This window comes from Pantoea sp. Z09, from assembly GCF_022394795.1.
Lineage (GTDB): Bacteria > Pseudomonadota > Gammaproteobacteria > Enterobacterales > Enterobacteriaceae > Pantoea > Pantoea latae.
The window spans coordinates 245,493-271,053 of the sequence record NZ_CP092373.1 but is presented as its reverse complement, the minus strand read 5'-3'; the positions used below and the strand labels follow the sequence as shown (position 1 = coordinate 271,053).

Below are 25,561 nucleotides of genomic sequence, written 5' to 3'. Positions count from 1 at the left end.
CCCGTAAAACGTTAAGGAGGCCGCTATGCTACCAATGCCCGCCCTCTGTTGGCTATGCCAGCTGCCGCTGCGCCTCGCCGCGCATGGATTATGCAGCGTCTGTCTGCGCGCCCTGCCGTCGTTGCCGATCCTCTGTCCGCGCTGCGGCTTGCCCGCCGCCTCCTGCCGCATCGCCTGCGGCCGCTGCTTGCGCACGCCGCCGGCGTGGCAGGCGCTGGTCTGCGTCAGCGGCTATCAGCCGCCGCTGCGCCGCTGGGTGCAGCAGCTGAAGTTTTCCCGCGTCACCGCACTCAGGGTGATGCTGGCGCGGCTGCTTTTGCTAAGCTGGCTGGACGCTCACCGCACGCGCGGGCTGGCGCGGCCGGATCTGCTGCTGTGCGTGCCGCTGCATAAAAGGCGCGCCTGCCAGCGCGGCTATAATCAGGCGGCGCTGCTGGCGCAGCCGCTGGCACGCTGGCTGGGCTGCGAGTTTCGCGATGCCGTGCGCCGCAGGCGGCGCGGCGCGCTGCAGCATCAGCTCAGCGCCTCGCAGCGCCGTCGCAACGTGCGCGGCGCCTTCCGCCTTGAAATCGCCGTGCGCGGACGCCATATCGCCCTGATAGACGATGTGGTGACGACGGGTCATACCGTGGGGGAGATTAGCCGCATTTTGCTGGCGCAGGGCGCGGCCAGCGTACAAATCTGGTGCCTGTGCCGTACCTTGTAGAGCGTCGGTGATGGGCGTATTATAACCAACTAAATTAGTCAACTATTGAGCAATTGCCATGATCCGAATTACAGACTCTGCCCAGGAGCATTTCGCAAAACTGCTGTCAAAACAGGAAGATGGCACCCAAATCCGCGTATTCGTCATTAACCCGGGTACGCCAACCGCCGAGTGCGGCGTCTCTTACTGTCCGCCGGACGCGGTAGAAGCCACCGACACGGAGCTGAAGTTCGAGAAGCTTTCGGCCTACGTTGACGAACTGAGCGCGCCCTACCTGGAAGACGCGGAAATCGACTTTGTCACCGATAACCTCGGCTCGCAGCTGACGCTGAAAGCGCCGAACGCCAAAATGCGCAAGGTTTCTGACGATGCGCCGATGGTTGAACGCGTCGAATATCTGCTGCAGGCGCAGATCAATCCGCAGCTGGCGGGTCACGGCGGTCGCGTGTCGCTGATGGAAATCACCGACGACGGCTACGCCATTCTGCAGTTCGGCGGCGGCTGTAACGGCTGCTCAATGATCGACGTCACCCTGAAAGACGGCATCGAAAAAGAGCTGCTGGCCGCTTTCCCGGAGCTGAAAGGCGTGCGCGATCTCACCGAGCACCAGCGCGGCGAGCACTCCTACTACTAATCGCTGCTCTGCGCGACAGTCATCGACTGTCGCGCCCTGTTTGCTACGCCTCTTTCCGCGTCTGGCTCACCGCCTTCAGCAGTTTCACCACCGCTTTATCCGCAAAGATGGTTTCCAGCGGCTGCGTCAGCTTGCGTCGCCAGTTGGGGTATTGATCGACCGTGCCCGGCACGTTGACCGGCGTGGTCATGCCGATCCAGTCCTCTGGCTGCAGGCCTAACAGCGCGCTGCCGGTCGCCGCCAGAAACTTATGCATTGCCAGATTGAGCGCGGGCGTCATCTCCAGCTTCTCCGCCTGACGCGCGCTGCGCGCCGGCATCGCGCCCGCCAGATGCAGCGCGTCCAGCAGCGCCTGTTTCTGCTTCGCCCGCTGTTCATGCAGCGACTGCAAAACCGCTTTGCCGGGATAAAGCTTGAGCTTTTCACCCAGCGCGAAGTCGCCAGCGTTCCAGAAGCCGCTCAGCGTCGGCAGATCGTGCGTGCTGGCGCTGGCAATCGACTGGCGCGGATAGTCGCCAGGCAGGCGATAGCGGCCGTCGCGCTGCTGCTCAAACCACATCACCTTCCAGGAGAAGACGCCGCTGGCGCGCAGCAGGCCGACGATTTCCGGCGGCACGGTGCCAAGATCTTCGCCAATTACCATACAGCGATGCCGCTGGCTTTCCAGCGCCAGCACGCCCAGCAGATCCTGCACCGGATAGCTGACGTAGGCGCCTTTATCGGCGGTTTCCCCTTTCGGCACCCACCACAGTCGCAGCAGCGCCATGACGTGATCGATGCGCAGCGCGCCGCAGTCGCGCATATTGGCGCGCAGCATGTCGATAAACGGCTGGTAGCCGCGCGCGCGCATCACGTGCGGATCCATCGGCGGCAGGCCCCAGTTTTGCCCCAGCGGACCGAGGCGATCCGGCGGCGCGCCGACCGACGCTTCCAGACGATAAAGCTCAGGATCGTGCCAGGTTTCCGCGCTGCCTTCTGCGACGCCGACCGCCAGGTCGCGATAGAGGCCCACCGTCATGTTCAACGCCTGGCTGCGCGCCCAGCACTGGGCAAACTGGGTCTGCGCCAGCCACTGCAGCCACTGCCAGAAGGCGATCTCTTCTTCGTGCGCCGCGCACCAGCGCTGCACCTCGGGCGACTGGCTGCTGCGCCAGCTCTCCGGCCAGGCGGGCCAGCCCCAGGCCTGATTATCCTCGGCGCGGCGTTCCGCCTGCAAACCGTCGTAGGCCGCCTGATAGCGCAGGCTGTCGCCGCCGTCGCGCACGAAATCGGCAAACGCCTGTCGCTGCGCATCCTCTTCCGCGCGCTGGCTAAACTGCGCCCAGGCGTGACGCAGCGCGGCGAGCTTCAGCGCCATCACCGCCGCGTAGTCGACAAACTCGCTGTCGCGCGCCTTCGCCAGCGCGCGCTGGGTTTTCGCCGCGTTCCACCACTTCTGCGCCGCCGCGCTGTTCTGAAAGTCCTCCAGCTGCGCCACGCTGATATAGATAATATTCAGCCAGCGCCGCGAAGAGGGGCTGTAGGGGCTGGCAAAATCGGGCGTGGCGGGATAGAGCGCGTGCAGCGGATTAAGGCCGACGAAGTCGCCGCCCTGGCGCGCCACCTGCTCCAGCAGCTGCTGCAGGTCGCCGAAATCGCCGATGCCCCAGTTATCGGCGGAGCGCACGGTGTAAAGCTGCACCAGCGCGCCCCAGCGTTTCTCGCCGTTGCGCAGCGGCGCCGGCAGCCAGCAGCGACGCGGCGTCAGGATAATGCGCGTCTGCCACGCTTTTTTGCCTTTGCTCAGCGTCAGCTGGTGATAGCCGTGGCCGAGCGGCGACGGCAGCGTAAACGGCTCGCCCGCCTCGAGTTCGCCGCTGAACTCGCGGCCCTTTTCGCTGCGCAGCCGCCACTGATAGCGGCCGCGCCCTTGCGGCTCAAGCTGTCGCGCGGCGCCGCCGCTGAAGACCTGCACCGGCGGCAGCGGCGCGCCCTTCTCCTGGCGCGCATCGCCCATAACCGCCAGCAGCGCCGTTTTAGTGTCGTCGCTAATGGCTTCCGGCTCGCCTTTGGCGTTGGTATAGGTCAGGGAAATCCCGGCGGCGACTGCCGCGCGATCCAGTGCGCTCTCTTTCATGCTCTCCCCTTAGCGTCGTGATCCAAAGCCGTTGAGTGACGGTGTGATGAATGTCTGCGCACAGGCAAACTGAGCATTAAGTAAAGACGGCAGTGGGGAAAAAATCGACAGGAAACAAAGAAAAAGGTCAGGCGCAAGCGTCATGGGCAGAGCGTTTACGCCATGACGCTTATTACGGCGGGATTAGCAGAGTTCGAGCTGCACCTCATGCTGCTCAATCACCTTCATAATGCTGGCGGGCGGCTGCTTGTCGGTGTAGAGCTGGTCGATCAGCCCCATATTGCCGAGGTTCACCATCGCGTTGCGGCCAAATTTCGAATGGTCGACCACCAGCATGACGCAGCGTGAATTCTCGATGATGGCGCGTTTGGTGCGCACCTCATGGTAATCGAACTCCAGCAGCGAGCCGTCCATATCGATGCCGCTAATGCCGAGAATGCCGAAGTCGAGGCGGAACTGGGAGATAAAATCGAGCGTCGCTTCGCCCATAATGCCGCCGTCGCGCGTGCGCACTTCGCCACCGGCAATAATCAGCCGGAAGTCGGGCTTGCACATCAGCAGCGTCGCAACGTTGATGTTGTTGGTGACCACGCGCAGATTTTTATGGTTCAGCAGCGCGTGCGCCACCGCTTCCGGCGTGGTGCCGATATCGATAAACAGCGTCGCGCCGTCGGGTATTTCGCTGGCGACGCGTTCGGCGATGCGTGCTTTCTCCGCCGACCACATCATCTTACGCTCTTGCCAGGCGGTGTTTTCAGAGCTGGAAGGCAGCGCCGCGCCGCCGTGATGACGCTGAATTTTATTCTGATCGGCGAGGTCGTTAAGATCGCGACGAATGGTCTGCGGGCTGACCTCAAAATGCTCTACCAGCTCTTCGGTACTGACATATCCCTGACGCCGGACCAGATCGATAATGGCGTCATGACGTTGCGTCTGCTTCACATTACTCTCCTGTTTTCTTTTCTTATCCGGCGCTAACGGCGCCGCACTGCACGGGTATCGACAAACGCCATCGCCAGCCCGACCAGCAGACCGGCAACGTGTGCGCCATTGGCGATAGCGAGTCCAAACGCGCCATACCAGCCGATCACCAGCCATACAATGGCAAAACCAATCAGGCCGCGCTCCAGATAGACGCCGCTTTCGGGATCGCGCTCGCCGCGCAGCCAGCAGTAGCCCATCAGCGCATAGACCACGCCCGACAGCCCGCCGAACCAGATGCCGCTGAATTTCGCCTGCACGAAGCCGCTCAGCAGCGCTGAGATCAGCATAATGACGAACAGCTTGCCGCTGCCGAGCCGCTTCTCTACCGCGCCGCCCAGATACCACCACCACATCAGGTTAAACAGGATATGCAGCAGCGAGAAGTGCAGCAGCGCATGGCTGAACCAGCGCCAGACTTGAAAATACTGGCCCGGTCCGTCCGGCCAGCTGAGCCACAGCAGCACGGTCTGATCGCCGAAAATCTGCATCAGAATAAACACCGCGATGCAGACAAACAGGATGGTCATGGTGAGCGGACCGGCGCGATCGCGAATGTTAGTCCAGAGGTTGCTACGCTCATAGCGCAGGCCGCTTTTGGTGCTGCCGGTATGCCAGCTGGCGGCCTGATAGCGGGGATGGTCCGGCTGGCGCACAAACTGCTGAAGTTCGTTTTCGACCATTGAGAGCTGGCTCTCATCGTCGAGCAGGATGACCGCGTGACCGTCCTGTTCGATGCGCAGCGTGACGCCGCGCGTCGCCATATAGTCGACAAACGCCTGCGCCATGCGCGGGTTATTGAACTGGGTAATGCGCACCATTATTCACTCTCCTTGTCCTTTGCGCGTGGCTCACTGGCCGCCGTCAGCAACCTGCGCCGGGAACGCGGCACGCCAGGCGTCGAAGCCGCCGTCGATGCTGTAGGCGGCGTGGAAGCCCTGGCTCAGCAGATACTGCGCCGCGCCTTTGCTGCTGTTGCCGTGATAACACATCACCAGCACCGGCAGCTCGCGGCTGGCGCTGGCGAGAAACGCATTCAGGTTGGTGTTGCTCAGGTGCTGCGCGCTTTTCGCATGGCCCAGCGCGAAGCTCTGCGCATCGCGGATGTCGACCAGCAGCGCGCCCTGCGCCAGCTGTTCGCTGGCCTGCTGAACGTTAATACATTCGAATGTTTCCATGATTTTCTCATTACGACGACACAATTGTCGCCTAGTGTAACCCGATAAGCTGCCCCAATAACCTGACAAACTCTGCGGCTTTGTATTTTTTTCTCAGCAAGAATGTTAGCTATATCACGCTAAAATGTTTTTACCACGTTAAACACTGGCATCAATGTTGGTTTGCGATTATGATTATGCTCGAAAACGAACATTAATGAACTATTCCGAACATCGGAGGAGATGACGTGGAAACCAAAGACCTGATCGTGATCGGCGGCGGCATCAACGGTGCCGGCATTGCAGCGGACGCTGCAGGACGCGGCCTGTCAGTGCTAATGCTGGAGGCGCGGGACCTGGCTTGCGCGACCTCTTCCGCCAGTTCAAAGCTGATTCACGGCGGCCTGCGCTACCTCGAACACTACGAATTCCGTCTGGTCAGCGAGGCGCTGGCAGAGCGTGAAGTGCTGCTGAAGATGGCGCCGCATATCGCCTTCCCGATGCGCTTCCGCCTGCCGCACCGTCCGCATCTGCGCCCGGCGTGGATGATCCGCACCGGCCTGTTTTTATATGACCATCTTGGCAAACGCACCAGCCTGCCGGGCAGCAAGAGCCTGCGTTTTGGCGCGGATTCGGCCCTGAAGCCGGAGATTACGCGCGGTTTCGAATATTCCGACTGCTGGGTAGACGATGCGCGTCTGGTGGTGCTGAACGCGCAGGAAGTGGTGAAGCGCGGCGGCGACGTCCGCACCCGCACCCGCGTGACGCGCGCCTGGCGTGAAAACGGCCTGTGGATGGTAGAAGCGGAAGATGTCGACAGCGGCAAAACTTACACCTGGCGCGCCAAAGCGCTGGTGAACGCGGCGGGCCCGTGGGTGAAACAGTTCTTTGACGACGGCCTGAAGCTGAAATCGCCTTACGGCATTCGTCTGATTAAAGGCAGCCATATCGTGGTGCCGCGCGTGCACAACGAGAAGCAGTCCTACATTCTGCAGAACGAAGATAACCGTATCGTGTTTGTGATCCCGTGGATGGACGATTTCTCCATTATCGGCACCACCGACGTGGAGTACAAAGGCGATCCGAAGAACGTCAAAATCGACGAGAGCGAGATCGACTATCTGCTGAAGATTTACAACAGCCACTTCAAGAAGCCGCTGGCGCGCAACGATGTGGTCTGGACCTACTCCGGCGTGCGTCCGCTGTGCGACGACGAATCCGATTCGCCGCAGGCGATTACCCGCGACTACACGCTGGACGTGCGCGACGACAACGGCCAGGCGCCGCTGCTGTCGGTGTTCGGCGGCAAGCTGACCACCTACCGTAAGCTGGCGGAGCATGCACTGGAGAAGCTGACGAAGTATTTCCCGAATGCCGGTCCGGCATGGACGAAAAACTGCGTGTTGCCGGGCGGCGATATCGCCGGTACGCGTGAAGACTACGCCGCCAGCCTGCGTCGTCGCTATCCGTTTATTACCGAAGGCATGGCGCGTCACTTCGCCCGTACCTACGGCAGCAGCACCGAGACGCTGCTCGATGGCGCGTCGCGCCTTGAGGATCTGGGCGAGAACTTCGGCCATGACTTCTATGAAGCCGAGCTACGCTATCTGGTGCAGAACGAATGGGTGCGCGAGCTGGACGATGCTATCTGGCGCCGCACCAAGCAAGGGATGTGGCTGAATGAGGCGCAGCAGGCGCGCGTGGCGGAGTGGCTGGCAACGCACAGTCAGAAGCCCAGCCTGTCGCTGGCGAGCTAAATAAGATCAACGGGGCTTCGGCCCCGTTTTTTTTTGCCTGCTGCGCAGGCGGGCTTGCGTTCGCTGCGCGAACGGGCTATGAGCGGGTTTCGCCCGCCAGCCGCGTTTGCCTACTGCGCAGGCGGTTCGGTGTTCGCTGCGCGAACTGGCTCTGAGCGGGTTCCGCCCGCCAGGCACGTTTGCCTGCTGCGCAGGCGGCTCGGTGTTCGCTGCGCGAACCGGCTCTGAGCGGGTTCCGCCCGCCAGGCGGCAGGGAGTTTCAGCTGCTCCGCTGCTGGCGTGCGTGTTAAGGGGCTCGCCAGCCCCTTAACAATCCCGGCTTCCGGCAGCCTCCACGCCGCGCTCCGCGCGGTCCCTTCGTTGCTTACGTCGGCCGCACGGACCCGTCGGGACAGGCCGTCCTGGCCTGGCCCTCCCTCTCGCCGACGTCCTGTCGGCTCGTCCTGGCCGCCGTGCGCGCCTCAGCGTGTCGGATGCCTCTGACACTGCCCCGCCTGTGATTCCTGATTCTTCATTAACGACAGTGTCGTCTGAACGCATAACTCACGTTTTCAGCAACGAAGGTCGTCATGAAACTTACGAGATTTGCAGCGGGGGTTGTAGGGGCCATCGCAGCCGCTGAGCGGAGGAGGGATTTCAGGACGAGCGGCAGGGATGCCGCGAAGAGGCTGGCATGAGCCAGGGACAAAAACGCCGGGAGCGTTTTTGAACCGCGCAAAGCGCTGGCCCCGAAGGGGTGAGCCCCAGGGATGGGGCGAATAAGGCGAATCCAGCCGGTCCGTCAGAAATCCTGAGGGAGCGAAGGGACCCGCGCAGCGGGCGGCTGAGCTGGCCCGGGGCGCGGGTGCAGGGCCGGCGCCTACCGGCCCTGCTCGGTCGCCCGCAGCGGGCGAAATGAAACTGCCTCGCTGTTGGGCGAACGAAACCCGCTCAGAGCCGGTTCGTGCAGCGAACCTAAGCCCGCCTGCGCAGCAGGCAACCCCGCCAGCGGGCGGGAACCCGCTCAAAGCCTCACTGGCTTAATATGCCAAATCTCATCCGCATACTCCTGGATGGTCCGGTCGGACGAAAAATACCCCATATTGGCGATATTCAGCGCCGCGCGGCGCTGCCACTCTTCCGGCTTGCGATACAGCTCATCTACCTTATCCTGGGTATCCACATAGCTGCGGTAATCCGCCAGCAGCTGATAGTGGTCGCCAAAGTTCACCAGCGAATCGAACAGGTTACGGTAGCGGCCTGGCTCCTGCGGGCTAAACACCCCAGAGGCGATTTGCGTCAGCACCTGATGCAGCTCGGCATCCTCTTCGTAATATTTACGCGGGTTATAGCCGCCGCTGCGCAGCGCCTCCACCTGCGGCGTGGTGTTGCCGAAAATAAAGATATTCTCCTCGCCGACGTGCTCCAGCATCTCGACGTTGGCGCCATCCAGCGTGCCGATAGTCAGCGCGCCGTTGAGCGCAAACTTCATATTGCTGGTGCCCGACGCCTCGGTGCCCGCCGTGGAAATCTGTTCAGAGAGATCCGCCGCCGGAATAATGATCTGCGCCAGACTGACGCTGTAGTTGGGGATAAACACCACTTTCAGTTTGTTCTTCACCTGCGGATCGTTGTTGATCACGCTCGCCACATCGTTGATCAGGTGAATAATGTGCTTGGCGGTGTAGTAGGCGGAAGCCGCCTTGCCGGCGAAAATATTGACGCGCGGCACCCAGTCGGCGTTGGGATCGGCCTTAATGCGGTTATAGCGGGTGATGACGTGCAGCACGTTCAACAGCTGACGCTTGTACTCGTGGATGCGCTTGATCTGCACGTCGAACAAGGCGTTGGGGTCGAGCACCACGTCCAGATTCTTCGCCACCCAGTCCGCCAGACGACGCTTGTTGGCAAACTTGGCGTCCGCCACCTTCTCGATAAACGCCGGAAAATCGACCTGCTGGTTCAGCTCGGCGAGCTGGCTGAGATCGGTGCGCCAGGTGCGGCCAATCTCTTCATCCAGCAGATCCGACAGCGCAGGGTTGGCCAGCGCCAGCCAGCGACGCGGCGTTACGCCGTTGGTTTTATTGCAGAAGCGGCCTGGGAAGAGACGGGCGAAATCGGCAAACAGCGACTGCACCATCAGATTGGAGTGCAGCTCAGAGACGCCGTTGACCTTGTGGCTCACCACCACCGCCAGCCACGCCATGCGGATACGGCGGCCGTTGTTTTCATCAATGATAGAGATGCGCGACAGCAGATCCCAGTCATCCGGGTAGTACTCCTGAATCGTCTTCAGGAAGTAGTCGTTGATCTCGAAAATAATGCCGAGATGGCGCGGCAGGATCTTGCCGATCATCTCTACCGGCCAGGTTTCCAGCGCTTCGCTCATCAGCGTGTGGTTGGTGTAGGAGAAGACCTGACAGGTCACTTCAAAGGCGTCGTCCCAGCTAAACTTGTGCTCGTCGATCAGCAGACGCATCAGCTCCGGGATCGCCAGCACCGGATGGGTGTCGTTCAGGTGGATGGCGATCTTATCCGCCAGGTTGGCCCAGGTCTTGTGCATTTGCCAGTGGCGGTTAAGGATATCCTGCACCGTGGCGGAGACAAGGAAGTACTCCTGACGCAGGCGCAGCTCGCGGCCTGAATAGGTCGAGTCGTCGGGATAGAGCACGCGCGACACGTTTTCAGAGTGGTTTTTATCTTCTACCGCGGCAAAGTAATCGCCCTGGTTGAATTTGCCCAGATTGATTTCGTTGCTCGCCTGCGCGCCCCACAGCCGCAGGGTGTTGGTAGCATCGGTGTCGAAGCCGGGAATGATCTGATCGTAGGCCATCGCCACGATCTCTTCCGTCTCCAGCCAGCGCACCTTGGATCCTTCATGCTGAATGCGGCCGCCGAAACGCACCTTGTAGCGCGTGTTGTAGCGCTGGAACTCCCAGGGGTTGCCGTATTCCAGCCAGTAGTCGGGCGACTCTTTCTGCTCGCCGTCGATAATATTCTGCCGGAACATGCCGTAGTCGTAGCGGATGCCGTAGCCGCGTCCCGGCAGGCCGAGCGTGGCGAGCGAGTCGAGAAAACAGGCGGCGAGCCGCCCGAGGCCGCCGTTGCCGAGCCCGGGATCGTTCTCTTCTTCCATCAGATCGGCCAGATCCAGTCCCATCTCGTCCAGCGCCTGGTTGAGATCGTCATAAATGCCCATCGCCATCAGCGCGTTGCCTAACGTCCGGCCCAGCAGAAACTCCATCGACAGGTAGTAGACCTGACGCACATCCTGCGAAAGCTGCGCGCGGCTGGAGCGCAGCCAGCGCTCCACCATACGGTCGCGCACCGCCAGCAGCGAGGCGTTGAGCCAGTCATGCTGGTTCGCCACGGAGGGATCCTTGCCGATGGTGAACATCAGCTTATAGGCAATCGAGTGTTTCAGCGCCTCGACCGTCAGTGTCGGCGACGTGTAGGTGAAAGGAGCATTCATATCAGTTATCCCAGTCTCTCGTTACAGCAAACGTTGGTAAAGATCGCGATAGGCCTGCGCGGCCACCTGCCAGCTGAAATCCATTCCCATCGCCTGTCGCTGCACGTAGCGCCAGAGCGAAGGCCGGGACCACAAGACAAACGCGCGCCGAATCGCCCGCAGCAGCGACCAGGCGTTGCTGTCTTCAAAGCTAAAGCCGCTGGCGATGCCGTCAGCGAGGTTCTCCAGCGAGCTGTCGTTGACCGTATCGGCCAGGCCGCCCGTGCGCCGCACCAGCGGCAAGGTGCCGTACTTCAGGCCGTAGAGCTGAGTCAGGCCGCAGGGCTCGAAGCGGCTCGGCACCATAATGACGTCCGCGCCGCCGACAATGCGGTGCGAAAAGGCTTCGTGATAGCCGATCTGCACGCCGACGCTGCCGGGATGCTCCGCCGCCGCCGCCAGGAAGCCCTGCTGCAGTTCGGCGTCGCCCTGTCCGAGCAGCACCAGCTGACCGCCCTGCGCCAGCAGGCCAGGCAGCGCCTCCAGCACCAGATCCAGCCCTTTTTGCCGCGTCAGACGGCTGATCACCGCGAACACCGGCACGCTGTCGTCGACCTTAAGCCCCATGGCGATCTGCAGCTGCCGTTTGTTCTCCGCCTTCGCCTCCAGCGTGTCGCGGTTGTAGCGCGCGCTGAGCAGCAGGTCGTGCGCCGGGTCCCAGATGCCGGGATCGACACCGTTAAGGATGCCGCTCAGGCGCCCTTCGCGCAGCCGCTGCTCCAGCAGCGACTCCATGCCGTAGCCGAACTCAGGACGGGTGATCTCGTGCGCATAGGTCGGGCTGACGGCGGTAATGTGATCGGCGAAAAAGAGCCCCGCCTTCAGATAGGAGATCTGGCCGTAGAACTCCAGCCCGTGCATATCGAAAAACGCCCGCGGCAGTTCGATTTCGTCCAGATGACGCGCGTTGAACAGCCCCTGATACGCCAGGTTGTGTACGGTAAACACCGACTTTGCCGGACGTCCGCGCGCCTCCAGATAGGCGCAGGTCAGGCCCGCATGCCAGTCATGGGCATGCACGATATCGGGCCGCCAGTAGGTGTCCAGCCCGCTGGCGATTTCACACCCCATCCAGCCCAGCAGCGCGAAGCGCAGGTAGTTATCCACATAGGCGAACTGCGACGTATCGTGATACGGACTGCCGGGACGGTCATACAGCTCCGGCACGTCGATCAGATAGATGCCAACGCCGTTGAAATGGCCAAACAGCAGCCGTGTCGGACCGGCAAAGGTCTGCAACTCGGCCACCACTTCCGTTTCGGGGATCCCTTTGCGCAGGTCGGGAAAAGCGGGCAGCAGCACCCGCGTATCCGTCCCGTCAGCGATCTGCGCCTGCGGCAATGCCCCAACAACATCAGCCAACCCGCCGGTTTTTAGCAGCGGAAAAAGTTCTGAACAGACATGTAAAACCTGCATCCTCGGCCTCTTAATTAGTGATCGGGCGCGATCCTCGCGTCGATTATATGGTGCTTTTTATCGCTAACGGCTACGCGCTGGCCAGCCTGGCAAGCATGGCGCGTGTGACCAGAACGATACCCTCTTCTGAACGGTAAAACCGACGACTGTCCTCGTCAGGATTCTCTCCTATCACCATGCCTTCCGGCAGCACGCAGGCGCGGTCGATGACGCATCGGCGCAGGCGGCAGGATCGTCCCACCACCACGTCGGGCAGCAGTACGGCGGAATCGATATTGCAAAACGAGTTGATGCGCACGCGCGGAAACAGCACCGAGTTGACCACCACCGACCCCGAGATAATGGTGCCGCCCGAGATCAGCGAGTTCATCGTCATCCCGTGGCTGCCCGAGCGGTCCTGCACGAACTTGGCGGGCGGCAGCGGCTCCATATGCGTCCGGATCGGCCAGGTATGGTCATACATATCCAGCTCCGGCGTGACCGACGCGAGATCGAGATTCGCGCGCCAGTAGGCTTCCAGCGTCCCTACGTCGCGCCAGTAGGGCGTCGAACTCTCATCCTGCTGCACGCAGGAGAGCGTGAACGAATGCGCGTAGCCTTCGCCGCTCGCCACCACTTTGGGCAGAATATCTTTGCCGAAGTCGTGGTTGGAGTTCGGCTCCTGAAGATCTTCCTCCAGCAGCTGATAGAGATAGTCGGCGTTAAACACATAGATCCCCATGCTGGCGAGCGCCTGCGTGTCGTCCCCCGGCATGGCGGGCGGCTGCGGCGGCTTCTCGACGAAGTCGATCACTTTGTTGTGTTCATCCACCGCCATCACGCCAAAGGCGGTTGCTTCATGAAGCGGCACGGGCAAGCAGGCAATGGTGCACTTCGCGTTGGCGTCGACGTGGTCGAGCAGCATGCGCGAATAGTCCATTTTATAAATATGATCCCCGGCCAGAATCACGATGTACTGCGCCTGATAGCGGCGAATAATGTCGAGGTTCTGGGTCACGGCGTCCGCGGTGCCGCGATACCAGTGTTCCGTTAACGTCCGCTGCTGCGCCGGCAGCAGGTCAACGAACTCGTTCATCTCTTCGTTGAAGATAGACCAGCCGCGCTGAACGTGCTGCGTTAGCGTGTGCGACTGATACTGGGTGATGACGCCGATGCGGCGGATCCCCGAGTTGATGCAGTTGGAGAGCGCGAAATCGATAATGCGAAACTTGCCGCCGAAGTGCACCGCTGGCTTGGCGCGTTTGGCGGTCAGATCTTTCAGGCGCGTGCCTCTTCCCCCGGCGAGGATCAGCGCAACCGTCTGTGTAGGGAGCTGGCGGGCCAGCATCAGGTGATCGGTTCTGTCTAACTTAACCATGTCTGACTCCTTATGATTGCTTTTGGAACACGCACACACCGTGTGCGGGACCATGCCAGACAGTCGACAAAATGGGGTTGTCATCCCCGGCGAAAGGAGGAACGGCACGCCATTCTCCGTCTGGTAAGGCGATGTCACTCACCGAATCCGTGGCGTTTATTGTTATTAACCAGCGGCCGGAGAGCAGGATCTGCATTCTGTGCGCCTTCTGCTCCCACTCCTCTCGCTGCAGTGGCCTGCCGCTGGCATTGAACCACTGCACATTGCCGTCGCCCTCTTGCCACCAGCGATCGGCGGTTAACGCCGGGATCTGCTGACGCAAACGGATCAGGGCGGCGGTAAAATCCTCCAGACTGCTCTCTTCTTCCTGCCAGTCGAGCCAGGTCAGGAGGTTATCCTGACAGTAGGCGTTGTTGTTGCCGTGCTGGCTGTGGCCGCGCTCGTCGCCGGCGAGCAGCATCGGCGTGCCCTGCGCCAGCAGCAGCGTGGTCAGCAGCGCATGGGCGCTGAGTCGGCGCCGTTCGATGACGTCGAAGCTGGCGCGCAGCCCTTCCACGCCGTGGTTATGGCTGAAATTGCTGCTGCTGCCGTCGCGATTATCTTCGCCGTTGGCCTGGTTGTGCTTCTGGTTAAAGCTCACCTGGTCGCGCAGCGTAAAACCGTCATGGGCGGTAATCAGGTTAACGGCGGCGTGCGGCAGCCGGCCGCTACGCTGAAACAGATCGCTTGAGGCGGCGAAGCGCCGGGCAAACGCGCCGTTGCTGACGTCGCGGTGCAGCCAGAAACGCCGCATATCGTCGCGAAAATGGTCGTTCCACTCGGCGAACAGCGGCGGAAAGTTGCCCACCTGATAGCCGCCAGGGCCGATATCCCAGGGTTCGGCGATCAGCTTGACCTGCGAGAGCAGCGGGCAGGCGTTGATCGCCTCAAACAGCGGCGCGTGCGCCGAAAAATCGGGCGTGCGCCCCAGCACCGACGCCAGATCGAAGCGAAAGCCGTCGACGTGGCAGACGCGCACCCAGTAGCGCAGCGCCTCCAGCGCCCAGTTCATCACGTCGGGGTCGCTGAGGTTCAGGGTATTGCCGCAGCCGGTCCAGTTTTCATACTCGCCCTGCGGCGTCAGCCAGTAGTAGCTGGCGTTATCGACGCCGCGCAGCGACAGCGTCGGGCCGATCTCTTCCAGCTCGGCGGTGTGGTTGAACACCACGTCCAGCAGCACTTCGATGCCCGCCGCGTGCAGGTTTTTCACCGCCTGCTGGAACTCCTGCAGCGGCGTCGCGCCAGCGTGACCGGAGGCGTAGCGTGCATCGACAGCCCAGAGCGCGAAGGGGTTATAGCCCCAGTAGTTGCTCAGCCCCAGCCGCTGCAGGCGCGGCTCGCTGGCGAACTGGGCCACCGGCAGCAGCTCCAGCGCGGTGACGCCGAGATGGCGCAGGTAATTCACCATAACAGGATGGCCGAGCGCGGCGTAAGTCCCGCGCAGCGATTCCGGAATTTCCGGATGCCGCTGCGTTAAGCCGCGCACGTGCGCCTCGTAAATCACCGTATTGCCCCAGGGCGTGCGCGGTGCGATGTCCCCTTCCCAGTCGAAATCCTCGGCCACCACCAGCGATTTAGGCGCCACGGCACCGCTGTCCTGTTCGTCGGGCTGCGCGATGCCGCCATAGAGACGCGCGTCGTCGGCTACGTCGCCCTCTACCGCGCGGGCGCAGGGATCGACCAGCAGCTTGGCCGGATTGAAGCGGTGGCCGCGCGCCGGCGCCCAGGGGCCGTGCACGCGGAAGCCGTAGCGCTGGCCGGGTTTCAGCGCGGCCGCGTAGCCGTGCCAGATATCGCCGGTGCGCGCCGGCAGATCGAAACGACGCTCCTGCCCGTCGCTAAACAGGCACAGCTCGACGCGTTCGGCATGCCGGGAAAAGAGCGTAAAGTTAACGCCCTTGCCGTCGTAACTGGCGCCTGGAGGCTCAGCACGTCCCGGAAGCAGCGTCATTCCGCCTCCTTCACCAGCCATAGCGTTGCGAGCGGCGGCAGCGTCAGCGACAGGGACTGCGCGCGGTTATGGCTCGGGATATCGTCGGTATGCACCACCGGGTTGCGCGTATCGCTGCCGTGATAGCTATGCTGATCGGTGTTGATCACCTCGCGCCAGTTCCCCGCCTGATTAACGCCAAAGCGATAGTTATGGCGCGGCACCGGCGTAAAGTTGCTGGCGACAATAATTTCGTTGCCGTCGCGATCGCGACGCACAAAAACAAACACCGAGTTCTCGCGATCGTCGACCACCAGCCACTCAAAGCCCGCCGGATCGAAATCGAGCTGGTGCATCGGCGCGTAGTGGCGATAGGTATGGTTCAGGTCGCGCACCAGCCGCTGCACGCCGTGATGCCAGTTGTCGCCGCCTTCCAGTAGATGCCAGTCCAGGCTGACGTCATGGTTCCACTCTTTGCCCTGGGCGAACTCGCCGCCCATAAACAGCAGTTTTTTACCAGGGAAGGCCCACATCCAGCCGTAATAGGCGCGCAGGTTGGCGAACTTCTGCCAGGCGTCGCCCGGCATGCGGTCGAGGATCGACTTTTTGCCGTGCACCACCTCGTCGTGGGAGAGCGGCAGCATGAAGTTCTCGGTGTAGTTGTACATCATGCCGAAGCTCATCAGGTCATGATGATGGCAGCGGTAGACGGGATCGAGCTTCATGTAGTCGAGGGTGTCGTGCATCCAGCCCAGGTTCCACTTGTACCAGAAGCCGAGCCCGCCCGACTCCGGCGGGCGCGACACGCCATCGAAGTCGGTGGACTCCTCGGCGATGGTGACGCTGCCCGGCGCGGCGCGGCCCAGCGTGCGGTTGGTGTAGCGCAGAAAGGCGATCGCTTCGAGATTCTCGCGCCCGCCGTAGTGGTTCGGCACCCATTCGCCCTCGGCGCGGCTGTAATCGCGATAGATCATCGAGGCCACCGCGTCGACGCGCAGTCCGTCGATGCCGTAGCGCTCCAGCCAGTAGAGGGCGTTGCCCGCCAGATAGTTGCTTACCTCGCGGCGGCCGAAGTTGTAGATCAGGGTGTTCCAGTCCTGATGATAGCCTTCGCGCGGATCGCTGTGCTCATACAGCTCGGTGCCGTCGAACTTCGCCAGGCCGAAATCGTCGCTGGGGAAGTGGCCCGGCACCCAGTCGAGCAGCACGTTGAGGCCCGCCTCGTGCGCGGCGTTGATAAAGTAGAGGAACTCGTCGCGCGTGCCGAAGCGGCGCGTTGGGGCATACATGCCGAGCGGCTGGTAGCCCCAGCTGCCGTCGAAAGGGTGCTCATTGATCGGCAGCAGTTCGATATGGGTAAAGCCCATCTCTTTGACATAGGGCACCAGCTGCTCCGCCAGCTCTTTGTAGCTGAGCCAGAAGTTGTTTTCGGTGTGGCGACGCCAGGAGCCGAGGTGCACTTCGTAGACGGAAATCGGCGCGTCGAAGGCGTTGCGCGCTTTGCGCTCCTCGCTCATCTCCGTTTTCGGCGGCAGGCCGCAGATCATCGACGCGGTTTGCGGGCGCATTTGCGCCTCGAAGGCGTAGGGATCCGCTTTGATACGCAGCTGTCCGGCGATATCCACGATTTCAAACTTATAGAGCTGGCCGTTAAAGGCGCCGGGCACGAACAGCTCCCAGATGCCCATTTCGCGGCGGAAACGCATGGGATGACGGCGGCCGTCCCAGAAGTTGAAATCCCCCACCACCGAGACGCGCTGCGCGTTAGGCGCCCAGACGCTGAAGCGGGTGCCGTGCACGCCGTCAATCACCGCGCCGTGCGCGCCCAGGGTTTCGTAGGGGCGCAAATGGGTGCCTTCCGCCAGCAGCCAGGCGTCCATCTCCTGCAGCAGCGGGCCGAAGCGGTAGGCGTCGTCGATCAGATTCTGCTGGCCGTGCCAGTTCACCGCCAGCTGGTAGCGGAACATATTCTTGCGGCGCGGCACCACTGCGCTGAAAAAGCCGCGCGGATCGAGACATTCTAGCTGAGCGAGCTTGCGTCCGGTGGTGGTTTCAATCACCCACACTTCCGAGGCGTCGGGCAGCAACGCTCTGACTTCCAGCCCGTTGGCTGTCTGGTGCATCCCCAGTAACGCAAAAGGATCGGCATAATTACCCGCAAACAGGGCATTGATCGCCAGGCGATCGGGAAGCTCTGACATGACTTTCTTCCTGTGATTATTTGGCAGGCGAGATGGACGCGGCGCGGGCCACGCATCAGGTGCGCTGCTCTTCATTGAGCCATGCGTACAACGGCAGAGAAAGGAAACCGCTCCGTGGGAAAAGAACTTTGCCGTGTACAACAACCATTCAGTGCGAAAAGCAAAACAGTCAACAACCGGCACATCATTGTTAAATCATAGCTTGGGCTTGCAAGTTGCCAGGGCAGAAAGCGAAAAATTATTGGTGGGGACGTAAAAAACGGAAGTCGATCACTTACAGACGGTAAGTTGTTTGACTTATTTCAGAATAATCAGGCAAAAGGCCGGGAAATTCCCGGCCTCGCTTAGTGTTTTGTCTTAGTCGACCAGCAGACGCAGCATGCGGCGCAGCGGCTCCGCCGCGCCCCACAGCAGCTGATCGCCGACCGTAAAGGCAGAGAGATACTCCGGCCCCATATTGAGCTTGCGCAGACGGCCAACCGGCGTGGTCAGCGTGCCGGTCACCGCTGCCGGCGTCAGCTCGCGCATCGTCAGATCGCGGTCATTCGGCACCACTTTCACCCACTCGTTGTGCGACGCCAGCAGCTGTTCGATCTCCGCCAGCGGCACATCTTTTTTCAGCTTCAGGGTGAACGCCTGGCTGTGGCAGCGCAGCGCGCCGACGCGCACGCAGAGGCCATCCACCGGAATGGTCTGCTGGGTGCCGAGGATCTTGTTGGTTTCCGCCTGGCCCTTCCACTCTTCGCGGCTCTGGCCGTTGTCGAGCTGTTTGTCGATCCACGGGATCAGGCTGCCGGCCAGCGGCACGCCGAAGTTATCGGTCGGCAGCGTGCCGGAGCGGGTCAGCTCGGTGACGCTGCGCTCGATGTCGAGAATAGCCGACGCGGGATCCTGCAGCGAGGTCGCGACGTGGTTGTGCAGCATGCCCATCTGGGTCAGCAGTTCGCGCATATGGCGTGCGCCGCCGCCGGACGCCGCCTGGTAGGTGGCGACAGAGGCCCACTCCACCAGATTCTGAGCGAACAGGCCGCCCAGCGACATCAGCATCAGGCTGACGGTGCAGTTGCCGCCGACAAAGGTGTTGATGCCTTTGTCGAGGCCCTGACGGATCACCTGATGGTTCACCGGGTCGAGAATAATGATGGCGTCGTCTTTCATGCGCAGCGTTGAGGCCGCGTCAATCCAGTAGCCCTGCCAGCCGCTGGCGCGCAGCTTCGGATAGACTTCACTGGTGTAGTCGCCGCCCTGGCAGGTGATAATGATATCCAGCGCCTTCAGCGCGTCGATATCAAAGGCATCCTGCAGCGCACCGGTGGACTTGCCGCCAAACGCTGGCGCAGCCTGTCCCAGTTGCGAGGTGGAGAAGAAGACCGGATTGATGACGTCAAAATCACGCTCTTCGCTCATGCGCGACATCAGCACGGAGCCGACCATACCGCGCCAACCAATAAAACCTACATTCTTCATTTTCTGTCCGTCTCAGTCAGCGATAACGCCTGACCTGCTTACCGAAGGGAAGAGCGGAAGGGTGTTTTCACTCCGCTCTGCGTCATAAATGGATTTACCTGTGACCAACAACTCTACAAAATGCAGCCTTTCTGGCAAGTGAATTAATTCGATTGCGCCAACTTTTTCAGCAGCGCAGCTAATAACCCTGCGTCAGCCTGTAAGGGATAACCTAAAACTCATGACCGAAATGATTTCTGCGACCGTTTTACTGCTGCTGATTATGGATCCGCTGGGCAACCTGCCGATTTTTATGTCGGTGCTGAAGCATCTGGAGCCGAAACGGCGCCGCGCGGTGTTGATCCGCGAGCTGCTGATCGCGCTGGTGCTGATGCTGCTGTTTTTGTTCGCTGGCGAACGCATTCTCACCTTTCTTAACCTGCGCACCGAGACGGTGTCGATTTCCGGCGGTATCATCCTGTTTCTGATCGCCATCCGCATGATTTTTCCGTCCGGCGAGAGCAGCACCAGCGGCCTGCCCGCGGGCGAAGAGCCGTTTCTGGTGCCGCTGGCGATCCCACTGGTCGCCGGCCCGTCGCTGCTCGCCACGCTGATGCTGCTGTCGCATCAGTATCCCAACCAGATGGGGCATCTGGTGGGCGCGCTGCTGATCGCCTGGGGCGTTACGGTGACCATTCTGCTGCTGTCGGGCCTGTTTCTGCGGCTGCTGGGTGATAAAGGCGTCAGCGCGCTGGAGCGGCTGATGGGACTGATTTTGATTATGCTGGCGACGCAGATGTTCCTGGACGGCATTCGCGCCTACCTGAAATTATGATCTGACGCAAAGCGAAGCGGGATTGATACCCCTTTCTTTATAACGGTTTTACGTTAGTTGATTTTCGTCGCCCTACCATCGGGCGCGTTTAAATCGACCAACATCAGGATCTTATAATGAAAACACTCCAGCCCGCTCAACCTTCACGTCGTTCCATTCTAAAAAAAACCCTGGCGGTTTCTGCGCTGTCGGTCACAGGCGTCGGCACCATGACGCTGCCGACCCTCTCCTTTGCCGCGTCACTGAGTAAAGAGGCGCGCGACGCCATGACGCCGGACGCGGTGATCGCGCATTTTAAACAGGGCAACCTGCGCTTTCGTGAAAACCGCCCCCTGCAGCACGATTACCTGGCGCAGAAGCGCAATAGCATTGCGGGTCAGTATCCGGCGGCGGTGATACTGAGCTGCATCGACTCACGCGCACCCGCTGAAATTGTGCTGGACGCCGGGATCGGTGAAACCTTCAACGCGCGCGTAGCCGGCAATATCAGCAACCGCGATATGCTGGGCAGCATGGAGTTCGCCTGCGCCGTGGCCGGCGCGAAAGTGGTGCTGGTCATGGGGCATACGCGCTGCGGCGCGGTGCGCGGCGCGATTGATAACGCGCAGCTCGGCAACCTGACCGGCCTGCTGGAGGAGATTAAGCCAGCGATCGACCAGACGGTTTTCAGCGGCGAGCGCAGCGGCAGCAACTACGATTTCGTCGATGCGGTGGCGCGCAAGAATGTCGAGCTGACCATCGAACGCATTCGCAGCAACAGCCCGGTGCTGAAGCAGCTGGAAGAGGAGAAGAAGATCAAAATCGTCGGCAGCATGTACCATCTGTCCGGCGGCAAGGTGGAGTTTTTCGAGGCTTAATCTGTCAGCCGCCGCGCGCGGCGGCTGACCATTTATGACAGCAGGGTAAAGGCGATCATGCCGACAATGGCGCCGACGGTGCCGAGAATGGTCTCCATCAGCGTCCAGGTTTTCAGCGTTTCCCCTTCGGTGGCGCCGGTAAAGCGGCCGAACAGCCAGAAGCCCGCGTCGTTCACGTGGCTGATAATGATTGAACCGCCGCCGATGCAGATAGAGAGCGCCGCCAGCTGCGCGCCGCTGTAGTGCAGCGGCTCGATCACCGGCATCACCAGCCCAACCGTGGTCAGGCAGGCAACCGTCGCCGATCCCTGAATCACGCGCACCGCGCCGGAGAGGATAAAGCAGGCCAGCGCGATCGGCAGGCCCGCGCCAGTGAGCGCATGGCCCAGCACCGGACCGACGCCCGAATCCACCAGCACCTGCTTGAATACGCCGCCGGCGCCGATTACCAGCAGAATAATGCCTGCGGGCTGCAGCGCGCTGCCGCACACCTGCATCACCTTCTCTTTATCCATGCCCTGGCGGTAGGCCAGACCATAGATCGCCACCAGACAGGCGAGCAGAATGGCGGTAAACGGATGACCGATAAACTCCAGCCATTCATACAGAGAAGACCCCTGTTCGGTAAAGCGCGCGCCGATGGTTTTCAGCCCCACCAGCAGCAGCGGGAAGAGAATAAGCGCCAGGCTGAAGCCGAACGACGGCAGTTTGGTCGCATCGACGTCGGGCTGATGATCTTCCGGCGGCGCGCTAAAGGTGACGCGACGCGCAATCAGCGAGCCGAACAGCGGCCCGGCGATCAGCATGCCGGGGATCGCGGCGCACAGCCCGAGCAGGATCATCCAGCCGAAATCGGCGTGCATCTGCGATGCCAGCAGCATCGGCGCCGGACCCGGCAGCAAAAAGGCCGCCGAGGCCGCCACGCCAGCGAACAGCGGGATCACCAGCTTCACCAGATTGTCGTGAGTGCGGCGCGCCACGGCGAAGGCGATGCTGATCAGCAGCACCACCGCCACCTCGAAAAAGAGCGGCAGCGCGCAGATCAAGCCGGCAATGCCCATCGCGTAGTGGGCGCGGCTTTCGCCGAAGGTTTTCAGCATACGGATAGCGATCTGATCCACCGCGCCCGTCTCATGCAGGATTTTGCCGAACATCGCGCCCAGCGCCACCACGATAGCCAGAAAGCCCAGCGTGCCGCCCATGCCCTTCTGCATAGTGTCCGCGATCTTGTCCAGCGGCATACCGGAGCAGAGGCCTGCGCCAATCGAGACCAGCATCAGCGCGACGAAGGCGTGCATACGCGCTTTCATCACTAAAAAAAGCAGCAGCAGGACAGAGCCTGCTGCGGTTAACACCAGCGTTGCGGTACTCATGACTAACCCTTGTTGATGGCTTTCCCGATAGCCGCAACCGTAGCCGCAACAACCTCGTCAACTGAATGATTGATATCCACCGTCAGCACGTCCGGCTCGTCAGCGCCCGGCTCTTCCAGCGTGGCGAACTGCGTCACCAGCATCTGCGGTTTAAAGAAGTGGCCTTTGCGCGCCTTCAGACGGGATTCGATGGTGTCGAAGTCGCCTTTGAGATAGATAAAGCGCAGGTTGTCGTTGCCCTGACGCAGGATGTCGCGGTAGCGCTTTTTCAGCGCCGAGCAGACGATAATGGAGATCGCCTGGGTGCGCTGCATGGCGAAAGCGGCGTCGTTCAGCGCCTGCAGCCACGGCTGACGATCGTTGTCGTCCAGCGGATGGCCGTCTGCCATTTTCAAAATATTGGCGCGCGGATGAAGAAAGTCGCCGTCGAGAAAAGCGGTGTTGAGCTGGTGGGAAACCTGGTTAGCGACAACGGATTTACCGCTGCCTGAAACGCCCATCAAAATAAAGACGTGATGCGACGAAGATTGAGTAGTCATTTTTCTGCTCCGGCAGGTAAATTCGCCAATGTTACCGATAACAATGCTGGTTGCCATTGTGTTAAGCCCACTACAGGCTGGCAACCCTGTTTAGCCGGAAAAGCATGAAAGTGTGAACTGACTCATAAAAATGTCAGATTCAGATGCTGCCGCCTTCTGTGATGTCAAAGCCGATATCGAGCGGCGCGACGGCGCTGAGATCGCCGTTGATACGCGCCAGCAGCATGGCGGCCGCTTCACGTCCCATGCGTTCGCGCGGCGTCAGGACGGTCGCCAGCTTCGGCGTCACCACCTGACTAATATCATGGCCGTGAAACCCGGCGATCGCCATTTGCGACGGCACTTTAAGCCCCTGACGCTGGCATTCGAACATGGCGCCGACCGCCAGGTCGTCGTTGGTGCAGAACAAACTGTCGGTTTGCGGATAGCGGCGCTGCGCCTCGCACAGCAGCATTCCGCCCGCGCTAAAGGAGGAGGCCTCTTCCATCATCACGCTGTGCGGCTCCAGCCCCGCTTCGCGCATCGCCTTTTCGTAGCCCTGCTGTTTCTGCAGGGTGCGCTCGTCGAGACGCGCGCCCAGATAGACGGTGTGGCGATGCCCTTTGCGCAGGATGGCGTGGGTCATCTGACGCGCCGCCTCGACGTTGTCGAACCCCACCGCCATATCCAGGCAGGGCGAAACGCTGTCCATCATTTCGATCACCGGAATGCCGGCGACCTCCAGCATGCGCAGCGTGGCGGGCGTGTGGGTGCGTTCGGTGAGGATAACGCCGTCGATGTTCCAGCCCAGCAGCGAGCGCAGCTGCAGCTCCTCTTTTTGTGGGCTGTAGCCGAAATGGGCCACCAGCGTCTGGTAGCCCGCTTCATCGGTGACGGTTTCGATGCCGCGCAGCACGTCGGCGAACACCTGGTTGGTAAGCGACGGCAGCAGCACGCCGATGGCGCGACTGGTGGCGTTGGAGAGCATGTCCGGCGCGCGGTTGGGGATATAGCCGAGTTCATCGAGCGCGACGGCGATCTTGTCGCGCAGCGGCGCCGAGACCTGCTCAGGATTGCGCAGGTAGCGGCTGACGGTCATTTTTGTTACGCCGACACGATCGGCAACGTCCTGTAATACCGGTCTTTTTTTCTTCATCGTCTGTGCTCAGGGTCACCATTACGACGAGTCTATCACTATTCAGCCGCAGAATTGTAAGCAGGGCGCGAAGGTGCGCGCCCTGTCACCGCTTAGACCGGCGGAAGATCGAACAGCAGCACTTCGGCGTCGCTGCTGGCTTCAAGCGTCACGCTCGCCTCATCCCAGACGGCAAACGCGTCGCTGGTGCGGGCGGTTTCGCCGTTGACGCGGATCTCGCCTTTGACCACCTGCACCCAGACGCGGCGGCCGGTTTCGATAGCGACCGCATCTTTTTCGCCCGCGCTCAATACCCAGCGCGACAGGGTCATATCCTGATAGACCTTGAGCGAGCCGTCACGCGCGTCCGGCGTCAGCACAAACTGGCGTCCTTTGACGTCCGGGAAGCGACGCTGAGCGTAGCGCGGTTCGATGCCGGTGCGCTCGGGAATAATCCAGATCTGATACAGATGCAGCGGCTCGCTGCTGCTGGCGTTGTATTCAGAGTGGCGCACGCCGGTGCCCGCGCTCATGATCTGAAATTCGCCTGCCGGGATCTGCTCTTTGTTGCCCATGCTGTCCTGATGCTCGACGGTGCCGGAGAGCACATAGGTCAGGATCTCCATATCCTTATGAGGATGGGTGCCAAAGCCCTGCCCGCCTGCGACCACATCTTCATTAATCACGCGCAGCGCCGAAAAGCCCATGAAATTTGCGTCGTGGTAGCTGGCGAAAGAGAAAGTGTGCCAGCTTTCCAGCCAGCCGTGATTCGCGTGACCGCGTTCTTCTGCTTTACGTAAGTAGATCATGTTCAGTTCTCCTCAATGTTTTAAAACAGTCTGAACCTGAGACGAACCTATTGATAGCTGAAAAACTTCACGCCTCTGTTCAAAAAAGGTGAATAAGGTTGTGGAGAATAGTGAGTAGGGCTGAATAAAACGGCGGGCAAAAAAAAAGCCAGCACCCGAGCTGGCTAAGAAATACTGGAAGCAATGTGAGCAATGTCGTGCTTTCCGGTTTGTCTGAGGACGCCCCGAAAACGCATCGCAATAATAATCATTATCATTCGCGTCTGTAAAGCCTTTTGTGATCTTTTCTGTTGATAATTAATAAGATTTCCTTGATGTTTGAAGGGGTTTCAGAGGTGAGCATAGCTCTGGGCGGGTTCCGCCCGCCAGACGGCAGGGAGTTTCAGCCGCGCCCCTGCTGGCGTACGTGTTAAGGGGCTCGCCAGCCCCTTAACAATCCCGGCTTCCGGCAGCCTCCACGCCGCGCTCCGCGCGGTTCCTTCGTTGCTTACGTCGGCCGACGGACCGCGCGGATTCGACATCCTGTCTCATGCCGCGCTCTCGCCGACGTCCTGTCGGCTCGTCCTGGCCGCCGTGCGCGCCTCAGCGTGTCAGATGCCTCGACCACCCCCCGCCTGCAATTCCTCAGCTTTTTTAATAACGGCTGCGCTGGCTGAACGGATGATTCACACCTTCAGCAACGATGGTCGTCATGAAACAGACGAGACTTGCAGCGGGGTTATGGGGGCCATCGCAGCCGCTGAGCGGAGGAAGGATTTCAGGACGAGCGGCAGGGATGCCGCGAAGAGGCTGGCATGAGCCAGG

19 protein-coding genes are annotated in these 25,561 nt (G+C 61.1%); 5 read left to right on the top strand and 14 right to left on the bottom strand.

Going from position 1 to position 25,561, the window contains the following annotated elements; genetic code table 11:
- Positions 1 to 25: 25 nt before the first annotated feature.
- Both gntX and nfuA read left to right on the top strand, forming a co-directional pair.
- Positions 26 to 706: a DNA utilization protein GntX gene (gene gntX / locus MC269_RS01200; RefSeq protein WP_239953487.1), complete on the top strand. Its 681-nt coding sequence runs from the start codon at positions 26 to 28 to the stop codon at positions 704 to 706.
- Positions 707 to 764: 58 nt separating this feature from the next.
- On the top strand, positions 765 to 1,340 hold the full coding sequence (gene nfuA, locus MC269_RS01195; RefSeq protein ID WP_081136541.1) for a Fe-S biogenesis protein NfuA: 576 nt from the start codon (positions 765 to 767) through the stop codon (positions 1,338 to 1,340).
- Positions 1,341 to 1,383: 43 nt separating this feature from the next.
- Here the strand turns inward: nfuA and malQ are convergent, their stop codons facing one another.
- The 4 genes from malQ to glpE all read right to left on the bottom strand — a co-directional run bounded on the left by malQ (position 1,384) and on the right by glpE (position 5,615).
- Entirely contained in the window at positions 1,384 to 3,456 is a 2,073-nt protein-coding gene (gene malQ / locus MC269_RS01190; RefSeq protein ID WP_239953485.1) for a 4-alpha-glucanotransferase, read from the bottom strand.
- A gap of 183 nt (positions 3,457 to 3,639) precedes the next feature.
- On the bottom strand, positions 3,640 to 4,398 hold the full coding sequence (locus MC269_RS01185; RefSeq protein WP_081136537.1) for a DeoR/GlpR family transcriptional regulator: 759 nt from the start codon (positions 4,396 to 4,398) through the stop codon (positions 3,640 to 3,642).
- 32 nt (positions 4,399 to 4,430) lie between these two features.
- On the bottom strand, positions 4,431 to 5,255 hold the full coding sequence (gene glpG / locus MC269_RS01180; protein ID WP_239955046.1) for a rhomboid family intramembrane serine protease GlpG: 825 nt from the start codon (positions 5,253 to 5,255) through the stop codon (positions 4,431 to 4,433).
- 33 nt (positions 5,256 to 5,288) lie between these two features.
- Complete coding sequence (gene glpE / locus MC269_RS01175; RefSeq protein ID WP_239953483.1) at positions 5,289 to 5,615, bottom strand: thiosulfate sulfurtransferase GlpE; 327 nt, start codon at positions 5,613 to 5,615, stop codon at positions 5,289 to 5,291.
- Positions 5,616 to 5,842: 227 nt separating this feature from the next.
- Between glpE and glpD the strand changes: the two genes are divergently transcribed.
- A complete protein-coding gene (glpD, locus tag MC269_RS01170) occupies positions 5,843 to 7,351 on the top strand; it encodes a glycerol-3-phosphate dehydrogenase (protein ID WP_239953481.1) in 1,509 nt (502 codons plus the stop codon).
- 1,003 nt (positions 7,352 to 8,354) lie between these two features.
- Here the strand turns inward: glpD and glgP are convergent.
- The 6 genes from glgP to asd all read right to left on the bottom strand — a co-directional run bounded on the left by glgP (position 8,355) and on the right by asd (position 19,251).
- Positions 8,355 to 10,802, bottom strand: a complete 2,448-nt coding sequence (glgP, locus tag MC269_RS01165) for a glycogen phosphorylase (protein ID WP_081136531.1) — start codon at positions 10,800 to 10,802, stop codon at positions 8,355 to 8,357.
- Positions 10,803 to 10,823: 21 nt separating this feature from the next.
- Complete coding sequence (gene glgA / locus MC269_RS01160; protein ID WP_239953478.1) at positions 10,824 to 12,257, bottom strand: glycogen synthase GlgA; 1,434 nt, start codon at positions 12,255 to 12,257, stop codon at positions 10,824 to 10,826.
- A gap of 70 nt (positions 12,258 to 12,327) precedes the next feature.
- Positions 12,328 to 13,614 (bottom strand): glucose-1-phosphate adenylyltransferase, encoded by a 1,287-nt coding sequence (gene glgC / locus MC269_RS01155; protein ID WP_081136527.1) that lies wholly within the window; start codon positions 13,612 to 13,614, stop codon positions 12,328 to 12,330.
- 10 nt (positions 13,615 to 13,624) lie between these two features.
- The gene (gene glgX / locus MC269_RS01150; protein ID WP_371824351.1) at positions 13,625 to 15,625 is read right to left on the bottom strand and encodes a glycogen debranching protein GlgX; all 2,001 of its coding nucleotides are present in this window, start codon (positions 15,623 to 15,625) and stop codon (positions 13,625 to 13,627) included.
- Positions 15,601 to 17,784 carry a 1,4-alpha-glucan branching enzyme gene (gene glgB / locus MC269_RS01145; RefSeq protein ID WP_081136523.1) on the bottom strand — a complete coding sequence of 728 codons (2,184 nt, stop codon included), beginning with the start codon at positions 17,782 to 17,784 and terminating at the stop codon, positions 15,601 to 15,603. Before glgB ends, glgX begins: the two co-directional genes overlap by 25 nt.
- Before the next feature lie 357 nt (positions 17,785 to 18,141).
- Positions 18,142 to 19,251 carry an aspartate-semialdehyde dehydrogenase gene (gene asd / locus MC269_RS01140; protein WP_239953474.1) on the bottom strand — a complete coding sequence of 370 codons (1,110 nt, stop codon included), beginning with the start codon at positions 19,249 to 19,251 and terminating at the stop codon, positions 18,142 to 18,144.
- Between the two features lie 220 nt (positions 19,252 to 19,471).
- On the opposite strand from asd, the gene MC269_RS01135 reads away from it, so the two are divergent.
- Both MC269_RS01135 and MC269_RS01130 read left to right on the top strand, forming a co-directional pair.
- A complete protein-coding gene (locus tag MC269_RS01135) occupies positions 19,472 to 20,065 on the top strand; it encodes a YhgN family NAAT transporter (RefSeq protein ID WP_081136519.1) in 594 nt (197 codons plus the stop codon).
- Between the two features lie 116 nt (positions 20,066 to 20,181).
- Entirely contained in the window at positions 20,182 to 20,922 is a 741-nt protein-coding gene (locus MC269_RS01130; RefSeq protein ID WP_239953472.1) for a carbonic anhydrase, read from the top strand.
- A gap of 32 nt (positions 20,923 to 20,954) precedes the next feature.
- On the opposite strand, the gene gntU is transcribed toward MC269_RS01130, so the two are convergent.
- The 4 genes from gntU to MC269_RS01110 form a co-directional block, all read right to left on the bottom strand.
- Positions 20,955 to 22,295 carry a gluconate transporter gene (gntU, locus tag MC269_RS01125; protein WP_239953470.1) on the bottom strand — a complete coding sequence of 447 codons (1,341 nt, stop codon included), beginning with the start codon at positions 22,293 to 22,295 and terminating at the stop codon, positions 20,955 to 20,957.
- A gap of 2 nt (positions 22,296 to 22,297) precedes the next feature.
- Positions 22,298 to 22,834 carry a gluconokinase gene (gene gntK, locus MC269_RS01120; RefSeq protein WP_033753176.1) on the bottom strand — a complete coding sequence of 179 codons (537 nt, stop codon included), beginning with the start codon at positions 22,832 to 22,834 and terminating at the stop codon, positions 22,298 to 22,300.
- Positions 22,835 to 22,973: 139 nt separating this feature from the next.
- Positions 22,974 to 23,969 carry a gluconate operon transcriptional repressor GntR gene (gntR, locus tag MC269_RS01115; protein WP_239953468.1) on the bottom strand — a complete coding sequence of 332 codons (996 nt, stop codon included), beginning with the start codon at positions 23,967 to 23,969 and terminating at the stop codon, positions 22,974 to 22,976.
- 92 nt (positions 23,970 to 24,061) lie between these two features.
- Positions 24,062 to 24,757, bottom strand: coding sequence for a pirin family protein (locus MC269_RS01110; RefSeq protein ID WP_239953466.1), 696 nt, complete (start codon positions 24,755 to 24,757; stop codon positions 24,062 to 24,064).
- Between the last annotated feature and the right edge of the window lie 804 nt (positions 24,758 to 25,561).

What these genes read in the sequence shown, in the direction of transcription:
- gntX (WP_239953487.1), top strand. Translation starts at nt 26, where the DNA reads ATGCTACCAATGCCCGCCCTCTGTTGGCTATGCCAGCTGCCGCTGCGC.
- nfuA (WP_081136541.1), top strand. Translation starts at nt 765, where the DNA reads ATGATCCGAATTACAGACTCTGCCCAGGAGCATTTCGCAAAACTGCTG.
- malQ (WP_239953485.1), bottom strand. Translation starts at nt 3,456, where the DNA reads ATGAAAGAGAGCGCACTGGATCGCGCGGCAGTCGCCGCCGGGATTTCC.
- glpE (WP_239953483.1), bottom strand. Translation starts at nt 5,615, where the DNA reads ATGGAAACATTCGAATGTATTAACGTTCAGCAGGCCAGCGAACAGCTG.
- glgP (WP_081136531.1), bottom strand. Translation starts at nt 10,802, where the DNA reads ATGAATGCTCCTTTCACCTACACGTCGCCGACACTGACGGTCGAGGCG.
- glgA (WP_239953478.1), bottom strand. Translation starts at nt 12,257, where the DNA reads ATGCAGGTTTTACATGTCTGTTCAGAACTTTTTCCGCTGCTAAAAACC.
- glgC (WP_081136527.1), bottom strand. Translation starts at nt 13,614, where the DNA reads ATGGTTAAGTTAGACAGAACCGATCACCTGATGCTGGCCCGCCAGCTC.
- glgX (WP_371824351.1), bottom strand. Translation starts at nt 15,625, where the DNA reads ATGGCTGGTGAAGGAGGCGGAATGACGCTGCTTCCGGGACGTGCTGAG.
- glgB (WP_081136523.1), bottom strand. Translation starts at nt 17,784, where the DNA reads ATGTCAGAGCTTCCCGATCGCCTGGCGATCAATGCCCTGTTTGCGGGT.
- asd (WP_239953474.1), bottom strand. Translation starts at nt 19,251, where the DNA reads ATGAAGAATGTAGGTTTTATTGGTTGGCGCGGTATGGTCGGCTCCGTG.
- MC269_RS01135 (WP_081136519.1), top strand. Translation starts at nt 19,472, where the DNA reads ATGACCGAAATGATTTCTGCGACCGTTTTACTGCTGCTGATTATGGAT.
- MC269_RS01130 (WP_239953472.1), top strand. Translation starts at nt 20,182, where the DNA reads ATGAAAACACTCCAGCCCGCTCAACCTTCACGTCGTTCCATTCTAAAA.
- gntU (WP_239953470.1), bottom strand. Translation starts at nt 22,295, where the DNA reads ATGAGTACCGCAACGCTGGTGTTAACCGCAGCAGGCTCTGTCCTGCTG.
- gntK (WP_033753176.1), bottom strand. Translation starts at nt 22,834, where the DNA reads ATGACTACTCAATCTTCGTCGCATCACGTCTTTATTTTGATGGGCGTT.
- gntR (WP_239953468.1), bottom strand. Translation starts at nt 23,969, where the DNA reads ATGAAGAAAAAAAGACCGGTATTACAGGACGTTGCCGATCGTGTCGGC.
- MC269_RS01110 (WP_239953466.1), bottom strand. Translation starts at nt 24,757, where the DNA reads ATGATCTACTTACGTAAAGCAGAAGAACGCGGTCACGCGAATCACGGC.